This is a genomic window from Streptomyces iakyrus (genome assembly GCF_000717055.1).
Lineage (GTDB): Bacteria > Actinomycetota > Actinomycetes > Streptomycetales > Streptomycetaceae > Streptomyces > Streptomyces iakyrus.
This window is the reverse complement of record NZ_JNXI01000023.1, coordinates 1-24,748: the sequence shown is the minus strand read 5'-3', so window position 1 is coordinate 24,748 and position 24,748 is coordinate 1. Positions and strand designations below refer to the sequence as shown.

Sequence of the window (24,748 nt, the reverse complement as noted above, 5' to 3'; positions counted from 1 at the left end):
CGGGGCCCCGCCCTTTTGCCACGCGCGTTCGTGCGTACGCAACGCCGAAGGCCCGGTCCCGCCAAGATCTTTGGCGGGACCGGGCCTTCGGCCTGTGGGCTACGCCTTGCGCAGGCGGAACGTGAGGGTGAGGCCCTCGTCCGTGAACGGGGTGCCGTAGCCGTCCTCCGCCTCGCCCTGGCCGAAGTCGGTCGCCAGCACCTCGTCGGCGATCAGGCCGGCGTGGTCGGTCAGGGCCGCCACCGTGGCCTGGTCCGTGGCCGTCCAGCGCAGTGCGATGCGGTCGGCCACGTCGAGGCCGCTGTTCTTGCGGGCTTCCTGGATCAGGCGGATCGCGTCACGGGCGAGGCCCGCACGGCGGAGCTCCTCGGTGATCTCCAGGTCCAGGGCGACCGTCGCGCCCGAGTCGGAGGCCACCGACCAGCCCTCGCGGGGGGTCTCCGTGATGATGACCTCGTCCGGGGCCAGTGTGATGGTTTCACCGTCGACCTCGACCGACGCCGTGCCCTCGCGCAGGGCCAGCGACAGGGCGGCCGCGTCCGCGTGCGCGACAGCCTTCGCCACGTCCTGGACGCGCTTGCCGAACCGCTTGCCCAACGCGCGGAAGTTGGCCTTGGCCGTGGTGTCGACCAGGCTGCCGCCGACCTCGCTCAAGGTCGCCAGCGACTCGACGTTCAGCTCCTCCGTGATCTGCGCGCGCAGTTCGGAGTCCAGCGTCTCGAAGCCCGTCGCCGCGATCAGCGCGCGGGACAGCGGCTGGCGCGTCTTGACGCCCGACTCCGCGCGCGTGGCACGGCCCAGCTCCACCAGGCGGCGCACCAGCACCATCTGCTTCGACAGCTCCGGGTCGATGGCGGCGAGGTCCGCCTCCGGCCAGGACGACAGGTGGACCGACTCCGGAGCGCCCGGGGTGACCGGGACGATCAGGTCCTGCCAGACCCGCTCGGTGATGAACGGGGTCAGCGGGGACATCAGCTGCGTGACCGTCTCGACGACCTCGTGCAGCGTGCGCAGCGCCGCCTTGTCGCCCTGCCAGAAGCGGCGGCGCGAGCGGCGCACGTACCAGTTCGACAGGTCGTCGACGAACGCGGACAGCAGCTTGCCGGCGCGCTGGGTGTCGTAGGCGTCCAGCGCCTGGGTGACCTGGTCGGTGAGGGCGTGCAGTTCGGACAGCAGCCAGCGGTCCAGGACCGGGCGGTCGGCCGGGGCCGGGTCGGCCTCGGACGGGGCCCAGCCGGACGTACGGGCGTACAGGGCCTGGAAGGCGACCGTGTTCCAGTACGTCAGGAGCGTCTTGCGGACGACCTCCTGGATCGTGCCGTGGCCCACGCGACGGGCCGCCCACGGGGAGCCGCCGGCCGCCATGAACCAGCGGACCGCGTCGGCGCCGTGCCGGTCCATGAGCGGGATCGGGTCCAGGGTGTTGCCCAGGTGCTTGGACATCTTGCGGCCGTCCTCGGCGAGGATGTGGCCGAGACAGACGACGTTCTCGTAGGACGACTTGTCGAAGACCAGCGTGCCGACCGCCATCAGCGTGTAGAACCAGCCGCGGGTCTGGTCGATGGCCTCGCAGATGAACTGCGCCGGGTAGCGGGTCTCGAACAGTTCCTTGTTCTTGTACGGGTAGCCCCACTGCGCGAACGGCATCGAACCCGAGTCGTACCAGGCGTCGATCACCTCGGGCACGCGCGTGGCCGTCTTCCCGCAGCCGCCCTGCGGGCAGGCGAAGGTGACGTCGTCGATGAACGGGCGGTGCGGGTCCAGGCCCGACTGGTCCGTGCCGGTCAGCTCGGACAGTTCCGCGAGGGATCCGGCACAGGTGAGGTGGTCGTCCTCGCAGCGCCAGATCGGCAGCGGGGTGCCCCAGTAGCGGTTGCGGGACAGGGCCCAGTCGATGTTGTTGTTCAGCCAGTCGCCGTACCGGCCGTTCTTGACCGTGTCCGGGAACCAGTTGGTGCCCTCGTTCTCCGCAAGGAGGCGGTCCTTGATCTCCGTGGTGCGGATGTACCAGGAGGGCTGCGCGTAGTAGAGCAGCGCGGTGTGGCAGCGCCAGCAGTGCGGGTAGCTGTGCTCGTACGGGATGTGCTTGAAGAGCAGGCCGCGCTCGTCGAGGTCGGCGGTGAGCTTCTCGTCGGCCTTCTTGAAGAAGACGCCGCCGACCAGCGGGACGTCCGCCTCGAAGGTGCCGTCCGGGCGGACCGGGTTCACGACCGGCAGGCCGTAGGCGCGGCAGACCTTGAGGTCGTCCTCACCGAAGGCGGGGGACTGGTGGACCAGACCCGTGCCGTCCTCGGTGGTGACGTACTCGGCGTTGACGACGAAGTGGGCCTCGGCCGGGCTGTGCCCATTGCTTCCCTTGCTTGCGCTCGGGAACTCGACCAGCTCGAAGGGGCGCTGGTAGGTCCAGCGCTCCATCTCGGCGCCCGTGAAGGTCTCGCCGGTGGTCTCCCAGCCCTCGCCGAGGGCCTTGGTCACGAGCGGTTCGGCGACGACGAGCTTCTCCTCGCCGTTCGTCGCCACCACGTAGGTGACCTCGGGGTGGGCGGCGACGGCGGTGTTGGAGACCAGGGTCCAGGGGGTCGTCGTCCACACCAGGAGCGCGGCTTCGCCGGCCAGAGGGCCGGAAGTGAGCGGGAAGCGGACGAAGACCGACGGGTCGACGACCGTCTCGTAGCCCTGCGCCAGCTCGTGGTCGGACAGGCCCGTGCCGCAGCGGGGGCACCAGGGGGCGACGCGGTGGTCCTGGACGAGCAGGCCCTTGTTGAAGATCTCCTTCAGCGACCACCAGACCGACTCGATGTACTCGGGGTCCATCGTGCGGTACGGGTCCTGGAGGTCGGTCCAGTAACCCATGCGGGTCGTGAGCGCCTCGAAGGCGTCCGTGTGCCGGGTCACCGACTCGCGGCACTTCTCGTTGAACTCCGCGATGCCGTACGCCTCGATGTCCTGCTTGCCGGAGAAGCCGAGCTCCTTCTCGACGGCGAGCTCCACCGGGAGGCCGTGGCAGTCCCAGCCGGCCTTGCGGGCGACGTGGTAGCCGCGCATGGTGCGGAAGCGGGGGAAGACGTCCTTGAAGACGCGTGCCTCGATGTGGTGGGCACCCGGCATGCCGTTGGCGGTGGGCGGGCCCTCGTAGAACACCCATTCGGGGCGACCCTCGGACTGCTCCAGGGTCTTGGCGAAGATCTTCTGCTCGCGCCAGAAGTCGAGCACGGCGTGCTCGAGGGCGGGCAGGTCGACCTGGGCGGGCACCTGGCGGTACGTCGGCGATGTCATCAGCGGGCTTCCTCCGGCGGACTTGCTGCCTTCCGTCCGGAGGGACGAGAGCTACGTCTGCCTGCGCCGCCTTCGGCGCGCTCCCGCGGTACCACCCTCCTTGGCCCTCCGGCACGGGATGTGCGCCGGTGAGCCCCCTCATTGGGGTCGCGATGCCGGGTCTACCGGCCGCTGCGCTCGGCTGCGGCGTTCTTCCGGCGGCTCCGGGGTGATCTTCACGTCGCGCTCGCCCCCGGGCTCACACCGTCCCCGGGTCGCTCTGGGCTGCGTACGCCGCTACTCGTCCCCATCCACGCTTTTCGCTCCGCCCAGTGTACGGCGCCGCGCGGACGGCGGCCGACCGGATTTCCGGGCCGCCGGCCGTGCACGTACGGGGCGGGGTGCGAAATGGGTTTGATGACCCTAATGGAGTGGTATAGGTGTTCGGATCCTGGGACGTCCGGCTCGGCGGATTACCGGGCGGGGAGCTGGGCACAACGGATGCAGGTTCGCCGCGGCGTGCGCGAGGCGGGCGAATCAGGCGGTGTGCCCCGTTGCCGCGGGACTCGAGTCGATTTATCGTCCCAGCACGATTCGCGAGCAAGATCACAATATGTGAAGGGGCCGCGGCCATGGTGGCGAAGAAGACCGCCGTACAGCAGCCGGCGTCCGGCAGGTCCGCGGAGGCCTCCGGCGGCGCGGCCAAGGACGTGGGCGGTAAGAAGTCCACGCAGGGGGGCTCGGTGGGGCGGGCGGCGAAGGAGGGCCGCGGGAAGACGGCCGGGGGCACATCATCCGGGGCCAGATCGTCCGGGGCCAGGTCGTCAGGGCCTGAGCCGCCAGGGACCGGGCAGCCCGGGGCTGAGGTGGCCAGGACCGAGCAGAGCGCGACCAAGGCGGCATCGGCCAGGGCGTCAGCGGCGAAGGCACCGGCCGAGAGGGCGGCGGGGAAGAAGGCGGCGGGGAAGAAGGCGGCGGGGAAGAAGGCGGCGGGGAAGAAGGCGGCCGCCAGGAAGACCGCCTCGGCTGAGAAGACCGCCTCGGCTGACAAGACCGCCCCGGCCGGGAAGGCCGCCGTCAGGAAGGCCGCCCCGGCCCGGAAGGTCAGCGCCGGGGAGACCACCCCGGCCGAGAAGGCCGCCGCCGGGAAGGCGGCGGGCAGGGCGGGAGGCAAGGCGGCGGGCGTCGGGAAGGCCGCCGCCGGGAAGACCCCGGCCCGGAAGGCCGCCGGAGGCAAGAGCACCACCAGGGGCGCGGCCGGGAAGGGCGCTGCCCGGACCGGCGCGGTCACACAGGACACGGCCGCGAGCAGGACGGCCAAGAAGGCGGGTGCGGCACAGGCCGCGCAGCAGACGGGAGCGACGACGGTGGTTGCGAAGAAGACTCCTGGCACGGCCACGGCGGCGAAGACGGCCGTCCCCAAGGCGCGGGTCGCCGCGGCGGAGCCCGGTGAGCTCGCGGTACGCCCGGGCGAGGACCCCTGGACGGCGGAGGAGGTCGAGGAGGCGCGGTCCGAACTGACGTCCGAGGAGACCCGGCTGCGCGAGGAGATCACGTCGTCGGAGCGGTCGCTGGCCGGTCTGATGCGGGACTCCGGGGACGGCGCGGGCGACGACCAGGCGGACACCGGCACCAAGAACATCACCCGTGAGCACGAGCTGGCCCTTGCCGCCAACGCGCGGGAGATGCTCCTCCAGACCGAGCGTGCCCTGGAACGCCTGCACGCCGGCACCTACGGCCTGTGCGAGAACTGCGGCAACGCCATCGGCAAGGCCCGCATGCAGGCCTTCCCCCGGGCCACCCTCTGCGTGGAGTGCAAGCAGAAGCAGGAGCGCCGGTACTGACCGGCCGCCGAATGCCTCCTGAGCACGTGCGGCGTACGGGGTGTGCCGTACCCTCGTCCTCAGTCAGGCACCTAGGTTGAGGGACTCACGTGGCAGAGGCGGAGCGCATCATCGGTACGCCGGACACACCGGACGCGGCCGGGGGCGGCGATGAACGGCCCGACTCCGAGGGCACCCCGCCCGACGAGTCCGGCGCCGGGCGGCCCCGGGGCAGGCGTCGGATCGCGGTGCTGTTCGCCGTCGCCTCGCTCGCGTACGCCCTCGACCTGATCAGCAAGTTGATCGTGGTGGCCAAGCTGGAGCACCACCCGCCCATCGAGATCATCGGGGACTGGCTGAAGTTCGAGGCGATCCGCAACGCGGGCGCGGCCTTCGGCTTCGGCGAGGCCTTCACCGTGATCTTCACGATGATCGCGGCGGCGGTGATCGTGGTGATCGCCCGCCTCGCCCGCAAGCTCTACAGCCTGCCCTGGGCGATCGCGCTCGGCCTGCTGCTCGGCGGTGCGCTGGGCAACCTCACCGACCGGATCTTCCGGGCGCCGGGCGTCTTCGAGGGCGCGGTCGTGGACTTCATCGCGCCCAAGCACTTCGCAGTCTTCAACCTGGCCGACTCGGCGATCGTGTGCGGCGGCATCCTGATCGTGCTGCTGTCGTTCAAGGGCCTCGACCCGGACGGGACCGTCCACAAGGACTGAGCGCGCGTACGGCGCTGTCGCAGCCGTCCGGCATACTCGACGGGTGAGCACGCTTCCCGAGATCCGTACCCTGCCCGTGCCCGACGGCCTGGAGGGCGAGCGCGTCGACGCCGCCATCTCCCGCATGTTCGGCTTCTCCCGTACCAAGGCGGCCGAGCTCGCCGCCGCGGGGAAGGTCACGGTCGACGGGTCGGTGGTCGGCAAGTCGGAGCGCGTGCACGGCGGCGCCTGGCTGGAGGTCGAGATGCCGCAGGCGCCCGCGCCGGTGCAGGTCGTCGCCGAGCCGGTCGAGGGCATGGAGATCGTGCACGACGACGATGACGTGGTCGTGATCGTCAAGCCCGTCGGCGTCGCCGCGCACCCCTCGCCGGGCTGGACCGGGCCGACTGTCATCGGAGGCCTGGCCGCTGCCGGGTACCGGATCTCCACCTCCGGCGCCGCCGAGCGCCAGGGCATCGTCCACCGGCTCGACGTGGGCACCTCGGGGCTGATGGTCGTGGCCAAGTCGGAGCGGGCGTACACCTCGCTCAAGCGCCAGTTCAAGGAGCGCACGGTCGACAAGCGGTACCACACGCTCGTCCAGGGCCACCCCGACCCGACCAGCGGCACCATCGACGCGCCCATCGGCCGGCACCCCCAGCACGACTACAAGTGGGCCGTGACCGCCGAGGGCAAGCCGTCCGTCACGCACTACGACCTCATCGAGGCCTTTCGCGCGGCCTCGCTGCTCGACGTGAAGCTGGAGACCGGCCGCACGCACCAGATCCGCGTCCACATGGCCGCCCACCGGCACCCCTGCGTCGGCGACCTCACCTATGGCGCCGACCCGACGCTCGCCAAGCGCCTCGGCCTGACCCGTCAGTGGCTGCACGCGGTGCGGCTCGGCTTCGAGCACCCCGGGGACGGGCAGTGGGCCGAGTTCTCCTGCGACTACCCGGAGGACCTCCAGAAGGCCTTGGAGCAGGTCCGCGAGGAGACCTACGCGTGAGCACCCCGTACGTGGTGCGGGTCGCCGAGGACCCTGCCGACCGTGAGGCGTGCTTCGCGGTGCGCAAGGAGGTCTTCGTCGGCGAGCAGGGCGTACCGGAGGACCTGGAGTACGACGCCTACGACGCCGGCGCGGTCCACGTCCTGGCGGTCCGTCAGGACGGCGTCCCGCTCGGGACGGGGCGGCTGCTGCACGGCGAGGCGGCCGTGGCGCAGACCGGCGCCGGCCCGTCCGTGGGCTCCCTCGGCCGGCTCGCCGTGACGGGATCCGCTCGCGGGCACGGCGTCGGTGCCGCCCTGGTGCGGGCCATCGAGGACGCCGCCCGAGCGCGAGGGCTCGCGGCCGTGGACCTGCACGCGCAGACGCACGCGCTCGGCTTCTACGCGCGGCTCGGTTATGAGCCGTACGGGCCCGAGTACGTGGAGGCGGGCATTCCGCACCAGGGGATGCGGCGTTCGCTTTAGCCCTTCATGCCGGGTGCCGAAACGGTTTGTCCCGGAAGTTGCGTGGCAGGCTTGAGGTCAGTCGTGTGAACATTTGACCGTTGTGGAGCGCTGACCGTGGATCAGTTGGCCCTGCTGTTCGTGCTGCTGCTCGGGGCCGTGATCAGTGTCCCCATGGGGGACCGGTTCAAGGTGCCCGCCCCGGTGCTGATGACGCTCCTCGGGATAGTCCTCGCGCTGCTGCCGTTCGTGCCGAACGTCGAGATCGCGCCGGACCTGATCCTGCCGCTGCTGCTGCCGCCCCTGCTGTACGCCGCCGTGCGGCGCACGTCCTGGCGGCAGTTCGCGGCGAACAGGAGGCCGATCTTCCTGCTGGCCGTGGCGCTGGTGTTCGTCACGATGGCCTGCGTGGCCGCCGTCGCCGACGCGATCGTGCCGGGGCTGCCGCTCGCCGCGGCCTTCGCGCTGGGCGCGCTGGTGGCGCCGCCGGACCCGGTCGCGGCGACCGCCGTGGCCGGGCAGCTGGGACTGCCGCGCCGGCTGGTGTCGATCCTGGAGGGCGAGGGCCTGTTCAACGACGTGACGGCCATCGTCCTCTACCACGTGGCGATCGCGGCCGCCGTCAGCGGGACGTTCTCGCCCTGGAAGGCCGGGCTCGATCTGGTGCTGTCGGCCGTGGTGGCGGTGGCCGTGGGCCTCGCGCTGGGCTGGGGCGCGAACAAGCTGATGGAGGTGCTCGGCGACGCCACCCTGCAGGTCGGGCTGACCCTGCTGGTGCCGTACGCCTCGTACGTCATGGCCGAGGAGCTGCACGGGTCCGGCGTGCTCGCCGTGCTCACCACCGCACTGTTCCTCGCGGAGTACGGCTCCGACGCCGACGACGTCATGACGCGGCTGGCCGGGCACACGTTCTGGAACATCGTCGACACGCTCGTCACCGGCGTCGCGTTCGGGCTGGTCGGTCTCGAGCTGCACAACGCGATCCGCACGGCCTCCGGGCGGTGGGGCGAGCTGCTGGGCTGGGCGGCGGTGGTGGTGGTCGTCGTCGTGTTCGCCCGGCTGCTGTGGCTGCTGCCGGCGACCTGGCTGACCAAACGGCTGCACGCGCGGCGGGACTACGACGAGGACATTCCGGTGAGCTGGCGCGAGACCGTGGTGATGTGGTGGTCGGGGATGCGCGGGGTGGCCTCGGTCGCGCTGGTGCTGGCCATTCCGCTGGAGACCGATGCCGGCGCGCCGTTCCCCAGCCGGGACGAGATCATCTTCATCGCGTTCGGGGTGATCATGGCGACGCTGGTGCTGCAAGGGCTGACCCTGCCGTGGCTGGTGCGCCTGCTCGGGGTGAAGGCCGACACGGACCGGGAGAAGGAGTTCGCGAAGGAACTGGCGATCCGGGCGGCCAAGGCGGCGAAGCAGCGGCTGCGGGAGATCGAGGGGACCGAGGACCTGCCGGAGGACCTGTCCGAGCAGATGCTGCGGCGGGCCTACGACATCGGGGTGCGGATCAGCCCCGAGCTGGCCGAGGACGAGCGGCGGGAGGCGTACCGGGAGGGGGCCCGGCGGGTGAAGCGGGTGCGGCGGATCCAGCAGGAGATGCTGAGCGCGGCGCGGCACGAGGTACTGGCGGCGCGCAGCGAGCCCGGGGCGGATCCCGAGGTGGTCGACCGGGTTCTGCGGCACCTGGACGTGCGCAGCCTGCGGTGAGGGCGGCGGCAGCGGCCGCCGGTTTGACCTCGGGCGGCCGGGGCGTCGTAGGGTCGTTGGTATGGTACGGAATGTAGTAATCAGTGGTGGAGGAACGGGAATTGGGCTCGCGGCGGCCCGGGTGTTCGCCGCGGACGGTGATCGGGTGCTGCTGCTCGGGCGGCGCGCCGACGTGCTGGAGAAGGCCGAGGTGCCCGGCGCGCTGACATACGCGGCCGATCTCGCCGACCCGGAGGACGTGCGCGGTGTCGCCGCCTTCGTGGAACGGGAGTTGGGGGCCGTGGACGTGCTCGTGCACAGCGCCGGGGGCAACGGGCTGCTCGAACCGGACGCCCCGGGGGACGATCCGCTCGCGGCCGTCGCGCACACCTGGAGCGTGAACTTCCGGCTCAACACCCTGACGGCCGTCCTGCTCACCGAGGCGCTGAAGCCGCGGCTCGCCGAGCCCGGCGGTCGGGTGCTGTTCCTCGGGTCCATCGCCGCCTACCGGGGATCCGGGAGCGGGGCGTACGCGGCGGCCAAGGCGGGGCTGCACCCTTACGCCCACGACCTGGCCCGGGAGCTGGGACCGCGCGGCATCACCGTGAACGTGGTGGCGCCCGGGTACGTCGAGGACACCGAGTTCTTCGGGGACGCGATGGCGGAGGAGCGGCGGGCGCGCCTCATCGGTGAGACCTCGAACGGCCGGGCCGGCACCCCGGGGGACGTCGCCGAGACCCTGCACTGGCTGGCCTCCCCGGGCGCCGGGCACATCACCTCGCAGATCATCCAGGTCAACGGGGGCGCCGAGCGCGGCCACTGACCGGCGGAAGGCAGGAGGGGCTCCCCGCGCCGCGGGGAGCCCCTCCTGCCTTCCGTGTGCGGGGTCAGCGCTCCGGCCGCCCCGAGTTGTGGTTGCCGTGGTAGCGGCGCTGCTGGGCCGGGACGCCGTCCGGGGACGAGCGGTGGCCGTTGCCGTTGGAGGACGGCGGCAGGACCGCGTCGGCCGTGTTGACCCGGGGCAGGGCGTACGGGTGCTCGTCGGCCAGCCAGCCCATCATCTGCTCGCGGACCGTGACCCGCACCGTCCAGATGTCGTCCGCGTCCTTGGCCGTCACCAGGGCCCGCACCTGCATGGTGCTCGGGGTGGTGTCCGTGACCGACAGGTTGTAGGCGCGGCCGTCCCAGGCCGGGCACTCGCGCAGGATGTCGCGGAGCTTGTCGCGCATCGCCTCCACGGGGGCGGAGTGGTCGACGTGCCAGAAGACGATGCCCGTCATCTGGGGGCTGCCGCGCGACCAGTTCTCGAACGGCTTGGACGTGAAGTACGACACCGGCATGGTGATGCGCCGCTCGTCCCAGGTGTGGACGGTCAGGAAGGTCAGGGTGATCTCCTCGACCGTGCCCCACTCGCCGTCCACCACCACCGTGTCCCCGATGCGCACCATGTCGCCGAAGGCGATCTGGAAGCCCGCGAACATGTTGCTCAGCGTGGACTGCGCGGCGACACCGGCGACGATGCCGAGGATGCCGGCCGAGGCCAGCAGCGAGGCGCCCGCCGCCTTGAACGCCGGGAAGGTCAGCAGCATCGTCGCCGCGGCCACCACACCGACGATCGCGGACACCACCCGCATGATCAGCGTCACCTGGGTGCGCACCCGGCGGACCCTGGCAGGGTCACGATGGGCCCGGGCACTGGCGTACCGGCTGTACGACGTCTCGACGATCGCCGCCGCGATACGGATGACCAGCCAGGCGGCCGACCCGATCAGTATCAGGGTCAGCGCCCGGCCGACTCCGTCGGCGCGGCTCTCCAGCAGGTCCGCCTCGTCGTACGACCCTCTCAGCAGGGCCGCGAAGAGGACGAGCATGTAGGGGATGCGGCCACGGCGGAGCAGACCCCACAGCGGGGTCTCGTGGTGCCGTTCGTCGGCCTTGCGCAGCAGGAAGTCGGTGGCCCAGCCGATCACCAGCGTGAGCACGACCGAGCCACCGACCACGATCAGCGGTCGTAGCAGGTTCTCCATGCCACCGAACCTAACCGGCCACCGGGGTGCATGAACATGTGACTTCCGCTGCGTCGTGGGTAGTGCCGGGATCCCGGCTTGTCACACCCGGCTGGCACCATGGCCTCATGAACATCATGCTGTTCCACTCGACCCAGGGTCTGCGGCCCGCGGTGCTCCAGGCCGCTGACAGACTGCGCGCGGCCGGACACGAGGTGTGGACGCCCGACCTCTTCGAGGGGCATACCTTCGACACGGTCGAGGAGGGCATGGAGCAGCAGGAGAAGATCGGCAAGGAGGCCCTGCTGAAGCGGGCGGTGCTGGCCGCCGCTCCCTACTCCGAGCGCGGGCTGGTGTACGCCGGGTTCTCGCTCGGCGCCTCCATCGCTCAGACCCTCGCCCTCGGCGACGACAAGGCGCGTGGCCTGCTGCTCCTGCACGGCACGTCGGACATCGCGCCGGACGTCACGGCCGAGGACCTGCCGGTCCAGCTGCACGTGGCCGAGCCGGACCCCTTCGAGACGGACGACTGGCTCAGCGCCTGGTACCTCCAGATGCGCCGCACCGGCGCCGACGTCGAGGTGTACCGGTACGCCGGGGCCGGCCACCTCTACACCGACCCCGACCTGCCGGACTACGACGAGGAGGCCGCCGAGGCCACCTGGCGGGTGGCGCTCGGTTTCCTCGAAACCCTGTAGCGGCGGTTACACCGGGTCGTAGGTGCGCTCGACCTTCTGCGTGCCGCTGCGGGTGCGGTACGAGCGGGACCACTTGGCCGTCGCGTCGCGCTTCGCGCGGTCGGAGACGACGTAGAAGTCCATCTGCGCACGCTCGGCCGTGATGTCCAGGACGCCGAAGCCGTGCCGGTCGGTGTCGACCCAGTGGACATGGCGGTTGGCGGCGCGGATGACCGGCGCGGCGACCGCGGAGACAGTGCCCTCCGGGACCTTGACGATGTCGTCGAGGTTGTCGGAGGTGACCGACGTGACGACGAATTCTGTGGCGGCCGACGGGGACAGCGGATACGTCCCGGCGTCCACCGGCACGTCGTTGGCCCAGGCCATGTGGATGTCGCCGGTGAGGAAGACGGTGTTGCGGATCGCGTTCGTCCGCAGGTGCGCCAGGATCTCGCGGCGGTCGTCGGTGTAGCCGTCCCACTGGTCGGTGTTGAGGGCGAGGCCCTCCTGGGGCAGGCCCAGTAGCTTGGCCAGCGGCTTCAGCAGGTCGGCGGAGAGCGAGCCGATGGCGAACGGCGAGATCATCACCGAGTTGCCGACCAGCCGCCAGGTGGTGTCGGAGGACGCCAGTCCCGTCTTGAGCCAGTCCAGCTGGGCGCGGCCGGTGAGCGTGCGGTCCGGGTCGTCGACCTCGCCGTTGCCGACCTTGACCTGCTGCGAGCGGAAGGACCGCAGGTCCAGCAGCGAGAGGTCGGCGAGCTTGCCGAAGCGCAGCCGGCGGTAGGTGGTGCCCGCGATCGCCGGGCGCACCGGCATCCACTCGAAGTAGGCCTGCTTGGCGGCGGCCTGACGGGCGGACCAGGTGCCCTCGGCGCCCTCCGTGTGGTTCTCCGCGCCGCCCTCGAAGGCGTCGTTGGCGAACTCGTGGTCGTCCCAGATCGCGACGACCGGGGCCGTGGCGTGCAGCGCCTGGAGGTCCGGGTCGGTCTTGTAGCGGGCGTGCCGGGTGCGGTAGTCGGCGAGCGTGACGATCTCGTGGGCCGGGGCGTGCGGGCGGACGACCTTGCCGCGGGTGCCGTACTCGCCGGTGCCGTACTCGTAGATGTAGTCGCCCAGGTGCAGCCAGGCGTCCAGGTCGCCGCGGGCCGCGAGGTGCCGGTAGGGGGAGAAGTAGCCGGCCTCCCAGTTGGCGCAGGAGACGACGCCGAAGCGCAGGCCCGTGACGGCCGCGTCGTGCGCGGGGGCGGTGCGGGTGCGTGCGGTGGGGGAGTCGGTGCCGCCGGCGGAGAAGCGGAACCAGTAGTCGGTGCCCGGCTTGAGGCCGCGGATGTCGGCCTTCACGGTGTGGTCGGAGGCGGCCGTGGCGGTGGTCGAGCCCTTGGCGACGACGGTGGTGAACGCCTTGTCCTCGGCGACGGTCCAGCTCACCTCGGTGTCCGGGCCGGCTCCGGAGCCGGGTATCGCCTCCGGCACCGGTGTGACGCGGGTCCACAGCAGGACGCCGTCCGGCAGCGGGTCCCCGGAGGCGACGCCGTGCAGGAAGGCGGGAGCCTGGTCGACGGCGCGCGCGGGCAGGGTCGCCGCCAGCGGGCCGGCCAGGACAGCGGTCGCCGCCGCGGCCTTGACGACCGTACGGCGGCGAGGGGTGAGGGAGTTGATGCCCTCCGACGTATTCGATGATCTGTATCGACTGGTCACGACCGATCAGGTTACTGGTCGGTATGGGCCGGAGCGGGCGAACTCCGGAAGTTCGCCCGCCCTTCACCTGCCGACCGGTATTTGACCAGCCGTCACTTCTTGAGGGCCTCGCCCACGACCCGGTTGAAGTCGGCCACCGTCATCAGCGGTGTGCCCTGGCTGTCGGCGGTGAGCTGCTTGCCGTCCATGGCGAAGCCCGGAGTGCCCTTCACGCCCTCCTTGTTGTCGTCGAAGGTCTTCGACATGGCCATCGCCCAGGCGTCGTAGGTGCCCTTCTCGACCGCGTCCTGGAACTTCTTGTTGTCCTTCAGTTCGGGGACGGTGTTCGCGACCTTGATGAGGTAGCTGTCGTCCTTGAACTTGTCGGTCGTCTCCTCGGGGTGGTACTTCGCCGAGTACAGCGCGGCCTTGTAGTCGAGGAACGCCGTGTCGCTCACGTTCAGCGCGGCGCCCAGGGCGCTCAGCGCGTTCTTGGAGCCCTCGCCGTTGTCCTTGTTGTCGATGAAGGTGGCGCCGACGAACTGCATCTTGTACTTGCCGTCGTCGATGTCCTTCTTCACGGTCGGACCGACGGTCTGCTCGAACTGGGCGCACACGGGACAGCGCGGGTCCTCGTAGATCTTCAGCGTCTTCTTCGCCGAGTCCTTGCCGATGACGACCGTGGTGCCGTCGGTGCCGGTGGTGTTGGCCGGCGTGACGACCTTCTCGTCCTTGACCGCCTCCCAGTGGGTGGGCTTGTTGGCCTGGACGACGGCGTAGCCGATGCCGCCGGCTATCGCCAGGACGCCGACGATCGAGCAGGCGACGATGACCTGCCGCTTCGTCTTCGCCCGCTTGGCCTCGCGCTCACGCTCGACGCGCAGCCGCTCGCGTGCCGCCGTCTTCGCCGCCTGGCTGTTCCGCTTGCTCATGGTGATGTTCTCCGTGGGGGACGCGCACACCTGTGTGTGCGGGATACGTAGGGGGACTGCCGGTGCTCGAAAGGGCCGCGAGGAAGGCGCAGGAGCCTCCGGCGACGGTGAGTGCCTTACGCGAAGGCGGGTGAGCACGGCGGTCCACGCCGCCCCAGGGAGTACGCGAGGATCCGGTCGCGGGCGGTGGGGGTGCGGTCCGCGGCACGCGCCGGCAGGCGCCGCCCGGCCGGGGCCCGCTCCACCGCGACCGCGGCGACCGCCAGCAGCAGCGGCCGGAACGTCGTCGCCGTCACCGCCCGCAGCAGCTGGGCCAGGGCCCGCTCGCCGCGGCGCAGCCAGACGGCGGCGAGGAGCCCGACGCCGACGTGCGCGCCGAGCAGCAGCCAGGCGGTGGCCGGTTCGGCATGGGCGACCGCGGCCGCCAGGCGCTCGGTGCCGGTGGCCCCGGCCATCCGGGCCAGGGGCGTGCCGACCTCTCCGCCGCCGCAGAGCACATCCAGGCCGACCGAGCGCAGGGGCCCGGCGACCGGGCCGCCCGCCCGGCCGTAACAGGCGTGCTGGCCGGTGGTGAACACCGTGTCGGCGGCCAGTTCCAGCGGGATCAGCAGGGCCGCGATCCGCCCGAAGGAGCGCTCCCGGCCCGCCAGGGCGAACGCGATCACGAACACGGCGGCGGCGACCGCGGCCACCGTGCCCACCGGTAGCGGGGCCCGGGACAGCAGCACGTGCGACGCGGTGCTGAGCGTCACGACGACGGCCGTGAACAGCGCCGCGCGTACGGCTCTGAGGCGGATCCCGGATATGTCCATAGCGAAAGGAGAGTCTGTCATGGGGGCCGGTAAGGGACCCCTAAAGGATGCCTGTGAGAGGCCTGACCGTCACAGCCCCGGAATCCGTCCGTTGCGGAACAGGTCCACGAAGGTCTGGTGGTCGGCCCGCGCGCGTGCGCCGTAGGTGTGCGCGAAGTCGACCAGCAGGGGGGAGAAGCCCTCCTCATCGGCCGCGATCGCCGCGTCGATGGCCCGCTCCGTGGAGAACGGCACCAGGGACTCGCCGGACTGGTCGTCCGCCGCCGAGTGCATCGTGGCCGTCGCCCGGCCGAGGTCGGCCACCACCTGGGCGATCTCCTCCGGGTCGTCGATGTCGCCCCAGTCGAGGTCCACCGCGTACGGCGAGACCTCGGCCACCAGCTGGCCCGCGCCGTCCAGCTCCGTCCAGCCCAGCCACGGGTCGGCGTGCGCCTGGAGGGCGCGCTGGGAGATGACCGTGCGGTGCCCCTCGTGCTGGAAGTAGCCGCGGATCTCCCGGTCCGTGATGTGCCGGGAGACGGCCGGGGTCTGGGCCTGCTTGATGTAGATCACGACATCGTTCTCCAGGGCGTCGCTGTGCCCCTCCAGCAGGATGTTGTACGACGGCAGCCCCGCCGAGCCGATGCCGATGCCGCGCCGGCCGACCACGTCCTTCACGCGGTAGGAGTCCGGGCGGGCCAGCGAGCTGTCCGGGAGCGTCTCCAGATAGCCGTCGAAGGCGGCGAGGACCTTGTAGCGCGTGGCCGCGTCCAGCTCGACCGAGCCGCCTCCGGAGGCGAAGCGGCGCTCGAAGTCCCGGATCTCCGTCATCGAGTCCAGCAGGCCGAAGCGGGTCAGCGAGCGGGCGTCACGCAGCGCGTCCAGCAGCGGGCCCTGCGCGGTGTCCAGTGTGAACGGCGGCACCTCGTCGCTCTTGGCGCCCGTCGCCAGGGCGTGGATCCGCTCGCGGTAGGCGACCGCGTAGATCGTCACCAGCTCGGAGATCTGCTCGTCGCTGAGCGCCTTCGCGTAGCCGATCAGCGCGATGGAGGCGGCGAGGCGCTTGAGGTCCCAGGTGAAGGGGCCGACGTAGGCCTCGTCGAAGTCGTTGACGTTGAAGATCAGGCGGCCGTTGGCGTCCATGTACGTGCCGAAGTTCTCCGCGTGCAGGTCGCCGTGGATCCACACGCGCGAGGTGCGCTCGTCCAGGTACGGGCCGCCCCGCTTCGCCCCGAACTGATCAGACTCGGTGAGGTCGTGGTAGAACAGGCCGGCCGTGCCCCGGTAGAAGGCGAAGGCCGAGGCCGCCATCTTGCGGAACTTGACGCGGAACGCGGCCGGGTCGGCGGCCAGGAGCTCGCCGAAGGCGGTGTCGAAGACGGCGAGGATCTCCTCACCGCGGTGCTCGCCGTCGAGCTGCGGGAACGACATCGCTGGGTGCCTCCTGGTGCATGCGTGTCAGGGCGGCAGGTCCGCCCTGAAGCCTAACGTGCGGCGGCTCGCGGGAGTGCCCGCGAACCCTCGCACGGAGGTACGCGGGTCAGCCCTCCGGGTGTCAGTGCCGAGGCATAGACTTCGACGCTGTCCCCCAGACTGTCCGCAGCCTGCCGGGCCCCATTTGTCATATGTTTCCTCTGGAGGCCGCAGCCGTGTCAAAGCCGCCGTTCACGCACCTGCACGTCCACACCCAGTACTCGCTGCTGGACGGTGCCGCGCGGCTGAAGGACATGTTCAACGCGTGCAACGAGATGGGCATGACGCACATCGCCATGTCCGACCACGGCAACCTGCACGGCGCGTACGACTTCTTCCATTCCGCGCAGAAGGCCGGAGTCACCCCGATCATCGGGATCGAGGCGTACGTCGCGCCCGAGTCCCGGCGCAACAAGCGCAAGATCCAGTGGGGCCAGCCGCACCAGAAGCGGGACGACGTCTCCGGTTCCGGTGGTTACACCCACAAGACGATGTGGGCGGTGAACTCGACCGGCCTGCACAACCTCTTCCGGCTCTCCTCCGACGCGTACGCCGAGGGCTGGCTGCAGAAGTGGCCCCGGATGGACAAGGAGACCATCGCCCAGTGGTCCGAGGGGATCGTCGCCTCCACCGGCTGCCCCTCCGGCGAGGTCCAGACCCGGCTGCGCCTCGGCCACTTCGACGAGGCCCTGAAGGCCGCCGCCGACTACCAGGACATCTTCGGCAAGGACCGCTACTTCCTGGAGCTGATGGACCACGGCATCGAGATCGAGCACCGGGTCCGCGACGGCCTCCTGGAGATCGCCAAGAAGCTCGGCATCCCCCCGCTGGTCACCAACGACTCGCACTACACGTACTCACACGAGGCGAGCGCCCACGACGCCCTGCTGTGCATCCAGACCGGCAAGAACCTCTCCGACCCCGACCGCTTCCGGTTCGACGGCACCGGCTACTACCTGAAGTCCACGGACGAGATGTACGCCATCGACTCCTCGGACGCCTGGCAGCAGGGCTGCGCCAACACCCGCCTGATCGCCGAGATGGTCGACACCACGGGCATGTTCCAGAAGCGCGACCTCATGCCCAAGTTCGACATCCCGGAGGGGTACACGGAGGTCAGCTGGTTCCGCGAGGAGACCCTGCGCGGCATGCACCGCCGCTTCCCGGACGGCATCCCGGACGACCGCATGAAGCAGGTCGAGTACGAGATGGACACCATCATCTCGATGGGCTTCCCGGGCTACTTCCTCGTGGTCGCCGACTTCATCATGTGGGCCAAGAAGCAGGGCATCGCGGTCGGCCCCGGCCGCGGCTCAGCGGCCGGCTCGATCGTCGCCTACGCCCTGGGCATCACCGACCTCGACCCCATCCCGCACGGCCTGATCTTCGAGCGGTTCCTCAACCCCGAGCGCATCTCCATGCCCGATGTCGACATCGACTTCGACGAGCGCCGGCGCGTCGAGGTGATCCGGTACGTGACGGAGAAGTACGGGGCCGACAAGGTCGCCATGATCGGCACGTACGGCACCATCAAGGCCAAGAACGCGATCAAGGACTCCGCACGCGTGCTGGGCTACCCGTACGCGATGGGCGACCGCCTCACGAAGGCCATGCCCGCCGACGTCCTGGGCAAGGGCATCAACCTCGACGGCATCACCAACCCCGAGCACCCCCGCTACTCGGAGGCGGGCGAGATCCGGGCGATGTACGAGAACGAGCCGGACGTGAAGAAGGTCATCGACACCGCCAAGGGCGTCGAGGGCCTGGTCCGGCAGATGGGCGTGCACGCCGCCGGCGTGATCATGTCCAGTGAGACCATCACCGACCACGTGCCCGTCTGGGTCAGGCACACGGACAAGGTCACCATCACCCAGTGGGACTACCCGAGCTGCGAGTCGCTCGGCCTGCTGAAGATGGACTTCCTCGGCCTGCGCAACCTGACGATCATGGACGACGCCGTCAAGATGGTGAAGTCCAACAAGGGGGTCGACATCGACCTCCTGAGCCTCCCGCTCGACGACCCCACGACCTTCGAACTGCTCCAGCGCGGCGACACCCTCGGCGTCTTCCAGTTCGACGGCGGCCCCATGCGCTCCCTACTCCGGCTGATGAAGCCGGACAACTTCGAAGACATCTCCGCCGTGTCGGCCCTGTATCGCCCGGGCCCGATGGGCATGAACTCCCACACGAACTACGCGCTGCGCAAGAACGGGCAGCAGGAGATCACGCCCATCCACCCCGAGCTGGAGGAGCCGCTCAAGGAGGTCCTGGACGTCACCTACGGCCTGATCGTCTACCAGGAGCAGGTGCAGAAGGCCGCCCAGATCATCGCCGGCTACTCGCTCGGCGAGGCCGACATCCTCCGCCGCGTGATGGGCAAGAAGAAGCCCGAGGAACTGGCGAAGAACTTCGTCCTCTTCCAGGAGGGCGCCCGCAAGAAGGGCTTCAGCGACGAGGCCATCCAGGCCCTGTGGGACGTGCTGGTCCCCTTCGCCGGATACGCGTTCAACAAGGCGCACTCCGCCGCGTACGGACTCGTCTCGTACTGGACGGCGTACCTCAAGGCGAACCACCCCGCCGAGTACATGGCCGCGCTGCTCACGTCCGTGAAGGACGACAAGGACAAGTCGGCCGTCTACCTCAACGAGTGCCGCCGCATGGGCATCAAGGTGCTCCCGCCGGACGTCAACGAGTCGATGTCCAACTTCGCGGCCCAGGGCGACGACGTGATCCTCTTCGGCCTCTCCGCCGTCCGCAACGTCGGTACGAACGTGGTCGAGTCGATCATCAGGTGCCGCAAGGCCAAGGGGAAGTACGTCTCCTTCCCGGACTACCTCGACAAGGTGGAGGCGGTGGTCTGCAACAAGCGCACCACCGAGTCGCTGATCAAGGCCGGCGCCTTCGACGCGATGGGCCACACCCGCAAGGGCCTCACGGCGCACTACGAGCCGATGATCGACAACGTGGTCGCGGTCAAGCGCAAGGAGGCCGAGGGGCAGTTCGACCTCTTCGGCGGCATGGGCGAGGCCGAGACCAGCGAGCCGGGCTTCGGGCTCGACGTGGAGTTCTCGCCCGACGAGTGGGACAAGACCTATCTCCTCGCCCAGGAGCGGGAGATGCTCGGTCTGTACGTCTCCGACCACCCGCTGTTCGGCCTGGAGCACATCCTGTCCGACAAGGCCGACGCGGGCATCTCCCAGCTGACCGGAGGTGAGCACTCCGACGGCGCGGTCGTCACCATCGGCGGCATCATCTCGGGTCTGCAGCGGAAGATGACCAAGCAGGGCAACGCCTGGGCCATCGCCACCGTCGAGGACCTCGCCGGCTCGATCGAGTGCATGTTCTTCCCCGCGACCTACCAGCTCGTCTCGACCCAACTCGTCGAGGACGCCGTGGTGTTCGTCAAGGGCCGCCTCGACAAGCGCGAGGACATCCCGCGGCTCGTCGCGATGGAGCTGATGGTCCCGGACCTGTCGAACGCGGGCACCAACGCCCCCGTGGTCCTCACCATCCCGGCCACCCGGGTCACCCCGCCGCTGGTCAGCCGCCTCGGCGAGGTCCTCAGCCACCACAAGGGCGACAGCGAGGTCCGGATCAAGCTCCAGGGACCCACCAAGACGACCGTGCTGCGGCTGGACCGGCACCGGGTGAAGCCGGACCCGGCGCTCTTCGGAGACCTGAAGGTGCTGCTCGGGCCGTCCTGCCTGGCCGGGTGACGCACGGATCTCGACGCGCTTGAGGGGCGTACCCGCAACCGGGTACGCCCCTCGTGCGTATGCGTGGGCTCAACACCCGTCACGCAGACGTCAGTTGTGGCCGAAGCTGCGCTTTCGCTTGCCGGACGGCGCCATCTCGCCCGGAGTCGCCTCGACCTCGGTCTGGGGCTCCGTCTGCGAGGCGGGGCTGCGGTCGGCCCGCTGGCCACGCTCGGTCGGACGCTGCTGCTTACGGTCACGGTTCTTGTTCTTGGCCATGGTGATGCCTCCTGTGGGGGACTAGGGGCCAGGGCCGGGACCAGATTCACACAGGCCGACAACGATCGCATGTCGGACAATTACCGTGTGTGACAGGGGTGGTCGGAGCTGCGCGTCCCGAAACGCCACGCCGAAGATCGAGTTCCGGCCGTTAACCTCCGCGCCGTCGGGCAGACTCGAAGCAAGCCCGAAGCAAACCTCCTGGGAAGAGGGTGAGTCGCGTGGACCGCTGCATCGTCCTGGTGGACGCTGGGTATCTGCTGGGAGCCGCGGCGAGTCTCCTCGCCGGAGAGCCCTCGCGGTCCCGGATCACCGTCGACCACACCGCCCTCATCCAGGGGCTGCGTGAACGCGCCGAGTCCGACACGCAGCAGCCGCTGCTGCGCATCTACTGGTTCGACGGCGCCCCCGACCGCGTCCCGCAGCCCGAGCACCGCAGGCTGCGCGTGATGCCCCGGGTCACCGTCCGGCTCGGCGCCCTGACCCGCAGCGACGGCCGCTGGGCGCAGAAGGGCGTGGACGCCGCGATGCACGCCGAGCTGACCGAACTGGCCCGCAACCGCGCCTGCTCCGACATCGTCCTCGTCACCGGCGACGGCGATCTGCTGCCCGGCATGATGGCCGCCAAGGAGCACGGCGTCGCCGTCCATCTGTGGGCCGTCCAGGCCGCCGACGGCGACTACAACCAGTCCGAGGACCTGGTCGCCGAGGCCGACGAGCGGCGCGTCCTGGACCGCACGTGGATCACCAAGGCCGTCCGCGCCAAGGACTACACCGGGGCGTGCGCGCCGCAGCCCGCGCCCCGCCCCGAGATCGCCGCGATCCTCTCCGCGCCGCTGCCCGAGTCCGCGCTCGGCGCCGCGACCGACCGGCCCGCCCCGCAGCCCCGCCACCCGGTGGCCGGCCCCGGGCAGAACGGCACCGAGGAGCGGATGCCCGCCGCCAAAGGGGTCCCCACGCCCAAGGACCTGGCCGCCCTGCGGGCCCCCGGCACCCAGCCCGCCCAGCACCCCGCCTCCGCAACCCTCCGGTGGTCCTCCGACAAAGGCTGGGTCGACCGGCCCACGGCCGAGCCCCCCGAGGCCGCCTCGATGCCGACGCTCGCCCAGCTGACCACGGCGGAGCAGCGGTGGGCCGACCGCGAGGAGGACATCACCACCGTCGGCGGTGACCCCTTCGAGGTGGGGCAGGTCTTCGCGCGGCGCTGGGTGGAGCGCCTCGGCGACCAGAACCACCTGCAGAAACTGTCCGGGATGTACCCGCGCATCCCGCATCGTGTCGACGGGGAGCTGCTGCGCTACGCCGCCCGGTTCGGCCTGCTCGCCCACAAGGACGACCAGATCGACGAGCGGGACCGCTACGCCATCCGGGCCGGCTTCTGGCGGGAGATCAGCGTGCGCACGGGTGTGGAGCACCCACCCCTCGACGACTGAGGGACCCTGAGTCCTTTGCCGGAGGATTTCCCGGAATGAACCGACCCGGGAGCGGACCGGGGTCGCCGACCCCGTAGTCTCGTCCCTTGTGAGTAAGCGTGCGGCACAGGCATTTCGGCACGATGGTGACGTCGTCGTGTGCGCGGTGCGCGGGCTGACCAAGACCTATCCGGCGGTCCGGGGCCGGCGCGGGGCCCCGGGAACACCCGAGGTCCGGGCCACGGACGACGTGACGCTCGACATCCGCCGCGGTGAGATCTTCGGCCTGCTCGGGCCGAACGGCGCCGGCAAGTCCACCCTCGTGCGCCAGCTCACCGGGCTGATGCGGCCCGACCACGGCGGTGTGGAGATCCTCGGCCACGACATCGTGCGCCACCCCGAGCGGGCCTCGCGGATCCTCGCCTACCTCGGGCAGGAGTCGACCGCCCTCGACGAGCTGACCGTGTCGCTCGCCGCCGAGACCACCGGGCGGCTGCGCGGCCTGGACGTACGGCAGGCGCGGGCCGAGCGGGACGCCGTCCTCGACGAGCTGGGGCTCGCCCCGCTGGCCGGGCGGCCGCTGAAGAAGCTCTCCGGGGGCCAGCGGCGCCTGGCCTGCTTCGCCGCGGCCCTGGTGGGGGAGCGGCCGCTTCTCGTGCTCGACGAGCCGACCACCGGCATGGACCCGGTGGCGCGGCGGGCCGTGTGGTCCGCCGTCGACCGGCGCCGGGCCGAGCGCGGGACGACCGTGCTGCTCGTCACCCACAACGTCATCGAGGCCGAGACGGTGCTGGACCGGGTGGCCGTCCTCGACCGGGGGCGGGTGATCGCCTGCGACACCCCCGGCGGGCTGAAGGAGCAGGTCGCCGGTGAGGTGCGCGTCGACCTGGTGTGGCGGGAGGCGGCTCCGCTGCACGTGCCTGAGGTGGCCGCCCTGAAGGACCGCGTCGTGGAGTCGGGCCGCCGCTGGACGCTGCGGCTCGGGCCCGAGGAGGCCCGGACGGTCGTCGCGACGGTCACCGGCGGGGCCGCCTTCGCCGCCCTGGACGACTTCACCCTGGCCACGCCGAGCCTGGAGGACGTGTACCTCGCCCTCGGCGGGGCCGTGCAGCAGGGGCTGGTGAAGGTGTGAGCGCGAGGACACCGGGCGCGCGGGCCGTGAGCAGACCGGCCGCCGTATCCGTACCGAACAGGCGACTGCCCCAGTGGACCCGAGCGAAGGGAAGCAGCGCGACGTGAGTGTCGTACCCGCCGATGTCCTGCCGGGCAGTGCCCTGGCCGTGGAGGAGCCCGCCGCGTGCGCGGCCGAGCTCGGACCTCGGGCGCGGCTGTGGCCTTCGCTGGCGGCCGTGTACCGGGCCCAGCTGTCCCGGGCGCGGGTGGCGCGGATCCCGCTGCTGTTCGTGGCGACCTTCCAGTCGGTCGGGATCATGATCCTGATGCGCGGGGTCGTGGACGACGGGGCGGAGGCGCAGGCCGTCGTCGCCGGGTCGTCGGTCCTGGTGGTCGCCTTCGTCGCGCTGAACCTGCTCGCGCAGTACTTCGGGCAGCTGCGGGCCAGCGGGGGCCTCGACCACTACGCGACGCTGCCGGTGCCGCCGGCGGCCGTGGTGCTGGGCGCGGCGGGCGCGTACGCCTCGTTCACGGTGCCCGGGACCGTCGTGACCGCGGTGTTCGGCTGTGTGCTGTTCGGGCTGCCGATGGCCCATCTGTGGATCCTCATGGCGGTGATCCCGCTCGCGGGCGCCGCGCTGGCCGGGCTCGGGGCGGCACTGGGACTGCTCGCGCCCCGGCCGGAACTGGCCACGCTGCTCGGGCAGCTGGGCATGTCGGCGGCGCTGCTGCTGGGCGTGCTGCCGGCGGACCGGATGCCGGAGGTCGTGCGCTTCACGCGGGACCTGCTGCCGTCGACGTACGGCGTGGAGGCCTTCGCGCGGACCTTCGGACCGCATCCCGACTGGGCCTTCGTGCTCGGTGACCTCGCCGTGTGCGGGGTCGTGGGCGTCGTCTCGCTGGCCGTGGCAACCTGGGCCTACCGCCGGGCGGCCGTCCGGTGAGCGAGGAGGGGTCGTCCGGTGCCGCGGCACACAAGCGGGCCTGGCACGATGGCAGGGTGACCGCACCGCTGACTCCGCCACCGCCGCCGCACGAACACTCCGCACAGGGTCCGTGGCAGCCGCCGGCCGCCGGGCCTCAGGCTCCCGGGTCGCAGCACGCCGAGTACGCCGGGCACGGCTGGTACGGACAGGACGGCCCCGGGATGAGGACGGAACTGCGGGAGTCCGCGGTGATCGCGGTGGCGGTGGCGCTCGGCGGGGTGCTGCTCGGAGTGCTGTGGTGGTGGCTCGCGCCGCACGTGCCGCTCGTCGGCGACGTGGTGGAGAAGAGCTGGGTCGTCTACCTCAAGGACACCGAGGGGGAGCAGGCCATCGGGGTCGACGGCACGTTCACGCTCCTCGGGCTGGGCTTCGGCGCCGTCAGCGCGCTGGTCGTCTTCCTGCTGCGCCGGCGCGGAGGCGTGCCGCTGGTGGTGGGGCTGGCCCTCGGAGGGCTGCTCGGCTCGCTGCTCGCCTGGCGGGTGGGGGTGTGGCTCGGGCCCGCCGAGGACGTGATCGCGCACGCTCAGGCCGTCGGGCGGGGCGTGACGTTCGACGCGCCCCTGAAACTGGGCGCGAAGGGGGCGTTGCTGGCCTGGCCGCTCGCCGCTCTGGTGCTGCACCTCGGGCTCATGGCCCTGTTCGGCCCCCGGGATCCGGAGCCGGAGTTCGCGCCGGGGCCGTACCGGGAGTCCCCCCGCGGCTAGGTGTGCTGTTCGGGCAGGTTGGTGACGCGGCTGGCTGGCGTTTGGCCGCCGATTCCGGTGTGGGGTCGGTGGTAGTTGTACCAGTCCAGCCAGTC

At 71.0% G+C, this 24,748-nt stretch carries 20 protein-coding genes; 12 read left to right on the top strand and 8 right to left on the bottom strand.

The window, feature by feature from the left end:
- Nucleotides 1-99: 99 nt before the first annotated feature.
- On the bottom strand, nt 100-3,276 hold the full coding sequence (ileS, locus tag OO68_RS31830; RefSeq protein WP_033312668.1) for an isoleucine--tRNA ligase: 3,177 nt from the start codon (nt 3,274-3,276) through the stop codon (nt 100-102).
- Nucleotides 3,277-3,887: 611 nt separating this feature from the next.
- Here ileS and OO68_RS31825 point away from each other — a divergent pair.
- From OO68_RS31825 to OO68_RS31800, 6 genes are all read left to right on the top strand, one after another.
- The gene (locus tag OO68_RS31825; RefSeq protein ID WP_033312667.1) at nt 3,888-5,099 is read left to right on the top strand and encodes a TraR/DksA family transcriptional regulator; all 1,212 of its coding nucleotides are present in this window, start codon (nt 3,888-3,890) and stop codon (nt 5,097-5,099) included.
- Between the two features lie 89 nt (nt 5,100-5,188).
- Nucleotides 5,189-5,794: a signal peptidase II gene (gene lspA, locus OO68_RS31820; protein ID WP_033312666.1), complete on the top strand. Its 606-nt coding sequence runs from the start codon at nt 5,189-5,191 to the stop codon at nt 5,792-5,794.
- 43 nt (nt 5,795-5,837) lie between these two features.
- The gene (locus OO68_RS31815) at nt 5,838-6,782 is read left to right on the top strand and encodes an RluA family pseudouridine synthase (RefSeq protein ID WP_033312665.1); all 945 of its coding nucleotides are present in this window, start codon (nt 5,838-5,840) and stop codon (nt 6,780-6,782) included.
- Complete coding sequence (locus OO68_RS31810) at nt 6,779-7,246, top strand: GNAT family N-acetyltransferase (protein WP_033312664.1); 468 nt, start codon at nt 6,779-6,781, stop codon at nt 7,244-7,246. The genes OO68_RS31815 and OO68_RS31810 overlap by 4 nt, the downstream gene beginning before the upstream one ends.
- A gap of 96 nt (nt 7,247-7,342) precedes the next feature.
- The gene (locus OO68_RS31805) at nt 7,343-8,929 is read left to right on the top strand and encodes a Na+/H+ antiporter (RefSeq protein WP_033312663.1); all 1,587 of its coding nucleotides are present in this window, start codon (nt 7,343-7,345) and stop codon (nt 8,927-8,929) included.
- A gap of 61 nt (nt 8,930-8,990) precedes the next feature.
- Nucleotides 8,991-9,731 (top strand): SDR family NAD(P)-dependent oxidoreductase, encoded by a 741-nt coding sequence (locus tag OO68_RS31800; RefSeq protein ID WP_033312662.1) that lies wholly within the window; start codon nt 8,991-8,993, stop codon nt 9,729-9,731.
- A 64-nt stretch (nt 9,732-9,795) separates the two neighbouring features.
- Here the strand turns inward: OO68_RS31800 and OO68_RS31795 are convergent, their stop codons facing one another.
- The gene (locus OO68_RS31795; RefSeq protein WP_033312661.1) at nt 9,796-10,935 is read right to left on the bottom strand and encodes a mechanosensitive ion channel family protein; all 1,140 of its coding nucleotides are present in this window, start codon (nt 10,933-10,935) and stop codon (nt 9,796-9,798) included.
- A gap of 62 nt (nt 10,936-10,997) precedes the next feature.
- Here OO68_RS31795 and OO68_RS31790 point away from each other — a divergent pair, with 62 nt between their 5' ends.
- Complete coding sequence (locus OO68_RS31790; RefSeq protein ID WP_280922554.1) at nt 10,998-11,612, top strand: dienelactone hydrolase family protein; 615 nt, start codon at nt 10,998-11,000, stop codon at nt 11,610-11,612.
- A gap of 6 nt (nt 11,613-11,618) precedes the next feature.
- Here OO68_RS31790 and OO68_RS31785 read toward each other — a convergent pair whose 3' ends face one another.
- From OO68_RS31785 to OO68_RS31770, 4 genes are all read right to left on the bottom strand, one after another.
- Nucleotides 11,619-13,289, bottom strand: coding sequence for an alkaline phosphatase D family protein (locus OO68_RS31785; protein WP_033312660.1), 1,671 nt, complete (start codon nt 13,287-13,289; stop codon nt 11,619-11,621).
- 92 nt (nt 13,290-13,381) lie between these two features.
- Nucleotides 13,382-14,200, bottom strand: a complete 819-nt coding sequence (locus tag OO68_RS31780; protein ID WP_033312659.1) for a thioredoxin domain-containing protein — start codon at nt 14,198-14,200, stop codon at nt 13,382-13,384.
- Nucleotides 14,201-14,316: 116 nt separating this feature from the next.
- A complete protein-coding gene (locus OO68_RS31775; RefSeq protein ID WP_033312658.1) occupies nt 14,317-15,012 on the bottom strand; it encodes a hypothetical protein in 696 nt (231 codons plus the stop codon).
- Between the two features lie 69 nt (nt 15,013-15,081).
- Nucleotides 15,082-16,422: a DUF2252 domain-containing protein gene (locus OO68_RS31770; RefSeq protein WP_033312657.1), complete on the bottom strand. Its 1,341-nt coding sequence runs from the start codon at nt 16,420-16,422 to the stop codon at nt 15,082-15,084.
- A 218-nt stretch (nt 16,423-16,640) separates the two neighbouring features.
- On the opposite strand from OO68_RS31770, the gene dnaE reads away from it, so the two are divergent.
- Nucleotides 16,641-20,180 carry a DNA polymerase III subunit alpha gene (dnaE, locus tag OO68_RS31765; RefSeq protein WP_033312656.1) on the top strand — a complete coding sequence of 1,180 codons (3,540 nt, stop codon included), beginning with the start codon at nt 16,641-16,643 and terminating at the stop codon, nt 20,178-20,180.
- A 90-nt stretch (nt 20,181-20,270) separates the two neighbouring features.
- Here the strand turns inward: dnaE and OO68_RS46990 are convergent, their stop codons facing one another.
- Nucleotides 20,271-20,438, bottom strand: coding sequence for a hypothetical protein (locus tag OO68_RS46990; protein ID WP_167345932.1), 168 nt, complete (start codon nt 20,436-20,438; stop codon nt 20,271-20,273).
- Nucleotides 20,439-20,659: 221 nt separating this feature from the next.
- Here OO68_RS46990 and OO68_RS31760 point away from each other — a divergent pair, with 221 nt between their 5' ends.
- The 4 genes from OO68_RS31760 to OO68_RS31745 all read left to right on the top strand — a co-directional run bounded on the left by OO68_RS31760 (nt 20,660) and on the right by OO68_RS31745 (nt 24,653).
- The gene (locus OO68_RS31760; RefSeq protein WP_033312655.1) at nt 20,660-21,871 is read left to right on the top strand and encodes an NYN domain-containing protein; all 1,212 of its coding nucleotides are present in this window, start codon (nt 20,660-20,662) and stop codon (nt 21,869-21,871) included.
- Between the two features lie 136 nt (nt 21,872-22,007).
- Nucleotides 22,008-22,982 (top strand): ABC transporter ATP-binding protein, encoded by a 975-nt coding sequence (locus OO68_RS31755; protein ID WP_033312654.1) that lies wholly within the window; start codon nt 22,008-22,010, stop codon nt 22,980-22,982.
- 103 nt (nt 22,983-23,085) lie between these two features.
- Nucleotides 23,086-23,907: an ABC transporter permease gene (locus OO68_RS31750; RefSeq protein ID WP_033312653.1), complete on the top strand. Its 822-nt coding sequence runs from the start codon at nt 23,086-23,088 to the stop codon at nt 23,905-23,907.
- A 56-nt stretch (nt 23,908-23,963) separates the two neighbouring features.
- On the top strand, nt 23,964-24,653 hold the full coding sequence (locus OO68_RS31745) for a hypothetical protein (protein WP_033312652.1): 690 nt from the start codon (nt 23,964-23,966) through the stop codon (nt 24,651-24,653).
- On the opposite strand, the gene OO68_RS31740 is transcribed toward OO68_RS31745, so the two are convergent.
- Nucleotides 24,650-24,748: integrase core domain-containing protein (locus OO68_RS31740; RefSeq protein WP_033312651.1), on the bottom strand; the 99-nt coding region annotated here is incomplete at its 5' end. The two genes, OO68_RS31745 and OO68_RS31740, sit on opposite strands and share 4 nt — an antisense overlap.

Bases quoted from the DNA above. Each gene is read 5' to 3' on its own strand.
- OO68_RS31775 (WP_033312658.1), bottom strand. From the start codon at position 15,012: ATGGACATATCCGGGATCCGCCTCAGAGCCGTACGCGCGGCGCTGTTC.
- OO68_RS31800 (WP_033312662.1), top strand. From the start codon at position 8,991: ATGGTACGGAATGTAGTAATCAGTGGTGGAGGAACGGGAATTGGGCTC.
- ileS (WP_033312668.1), bottom strand. From the start codon at position 3,276: ATGACATCGCCGACGTACCGCCAGGTGCCCGCCCAGGTCGACCTGCCC.
- OO68_RS31780 (WP_033312659.1), bottom strand. From the start codon at position 14,200: ATGAGCAAGCGGAACAGCCAGGCGGCGAAGACGGCGGCACGCGAGCGG.
- OO68_RS31770 (WP_033312657.1), bottom strand. From the start codon at position 16,422: ATGTCGTTCCCGCAGCTCGACGGCGAGCACCGCGGTGAGGAGATCCTC.
- OO68_RS31795 (WP_033312661.1), bottom strand. From the start codon at position 10,935: ATGGAGAACCTGCTACGACCGCTGATCGTGGTCGGTGGCTCGGTCGTG.
- OO68_RS31825 (WP_033312667.1), top strand. From the start codon at position 3,888: ATGGTGGCGAAGAAGACCGCCGTACAGCAGCCGGCGTCCGGCAGGTCC.
- OO68_RS46990 (WP_167345932.1), bottom strand. From the start codon at position 20,438: ATGGCCAAGAACAAGAACCGTGACCGTAAGCAGCAGCGTCCGACCGAG.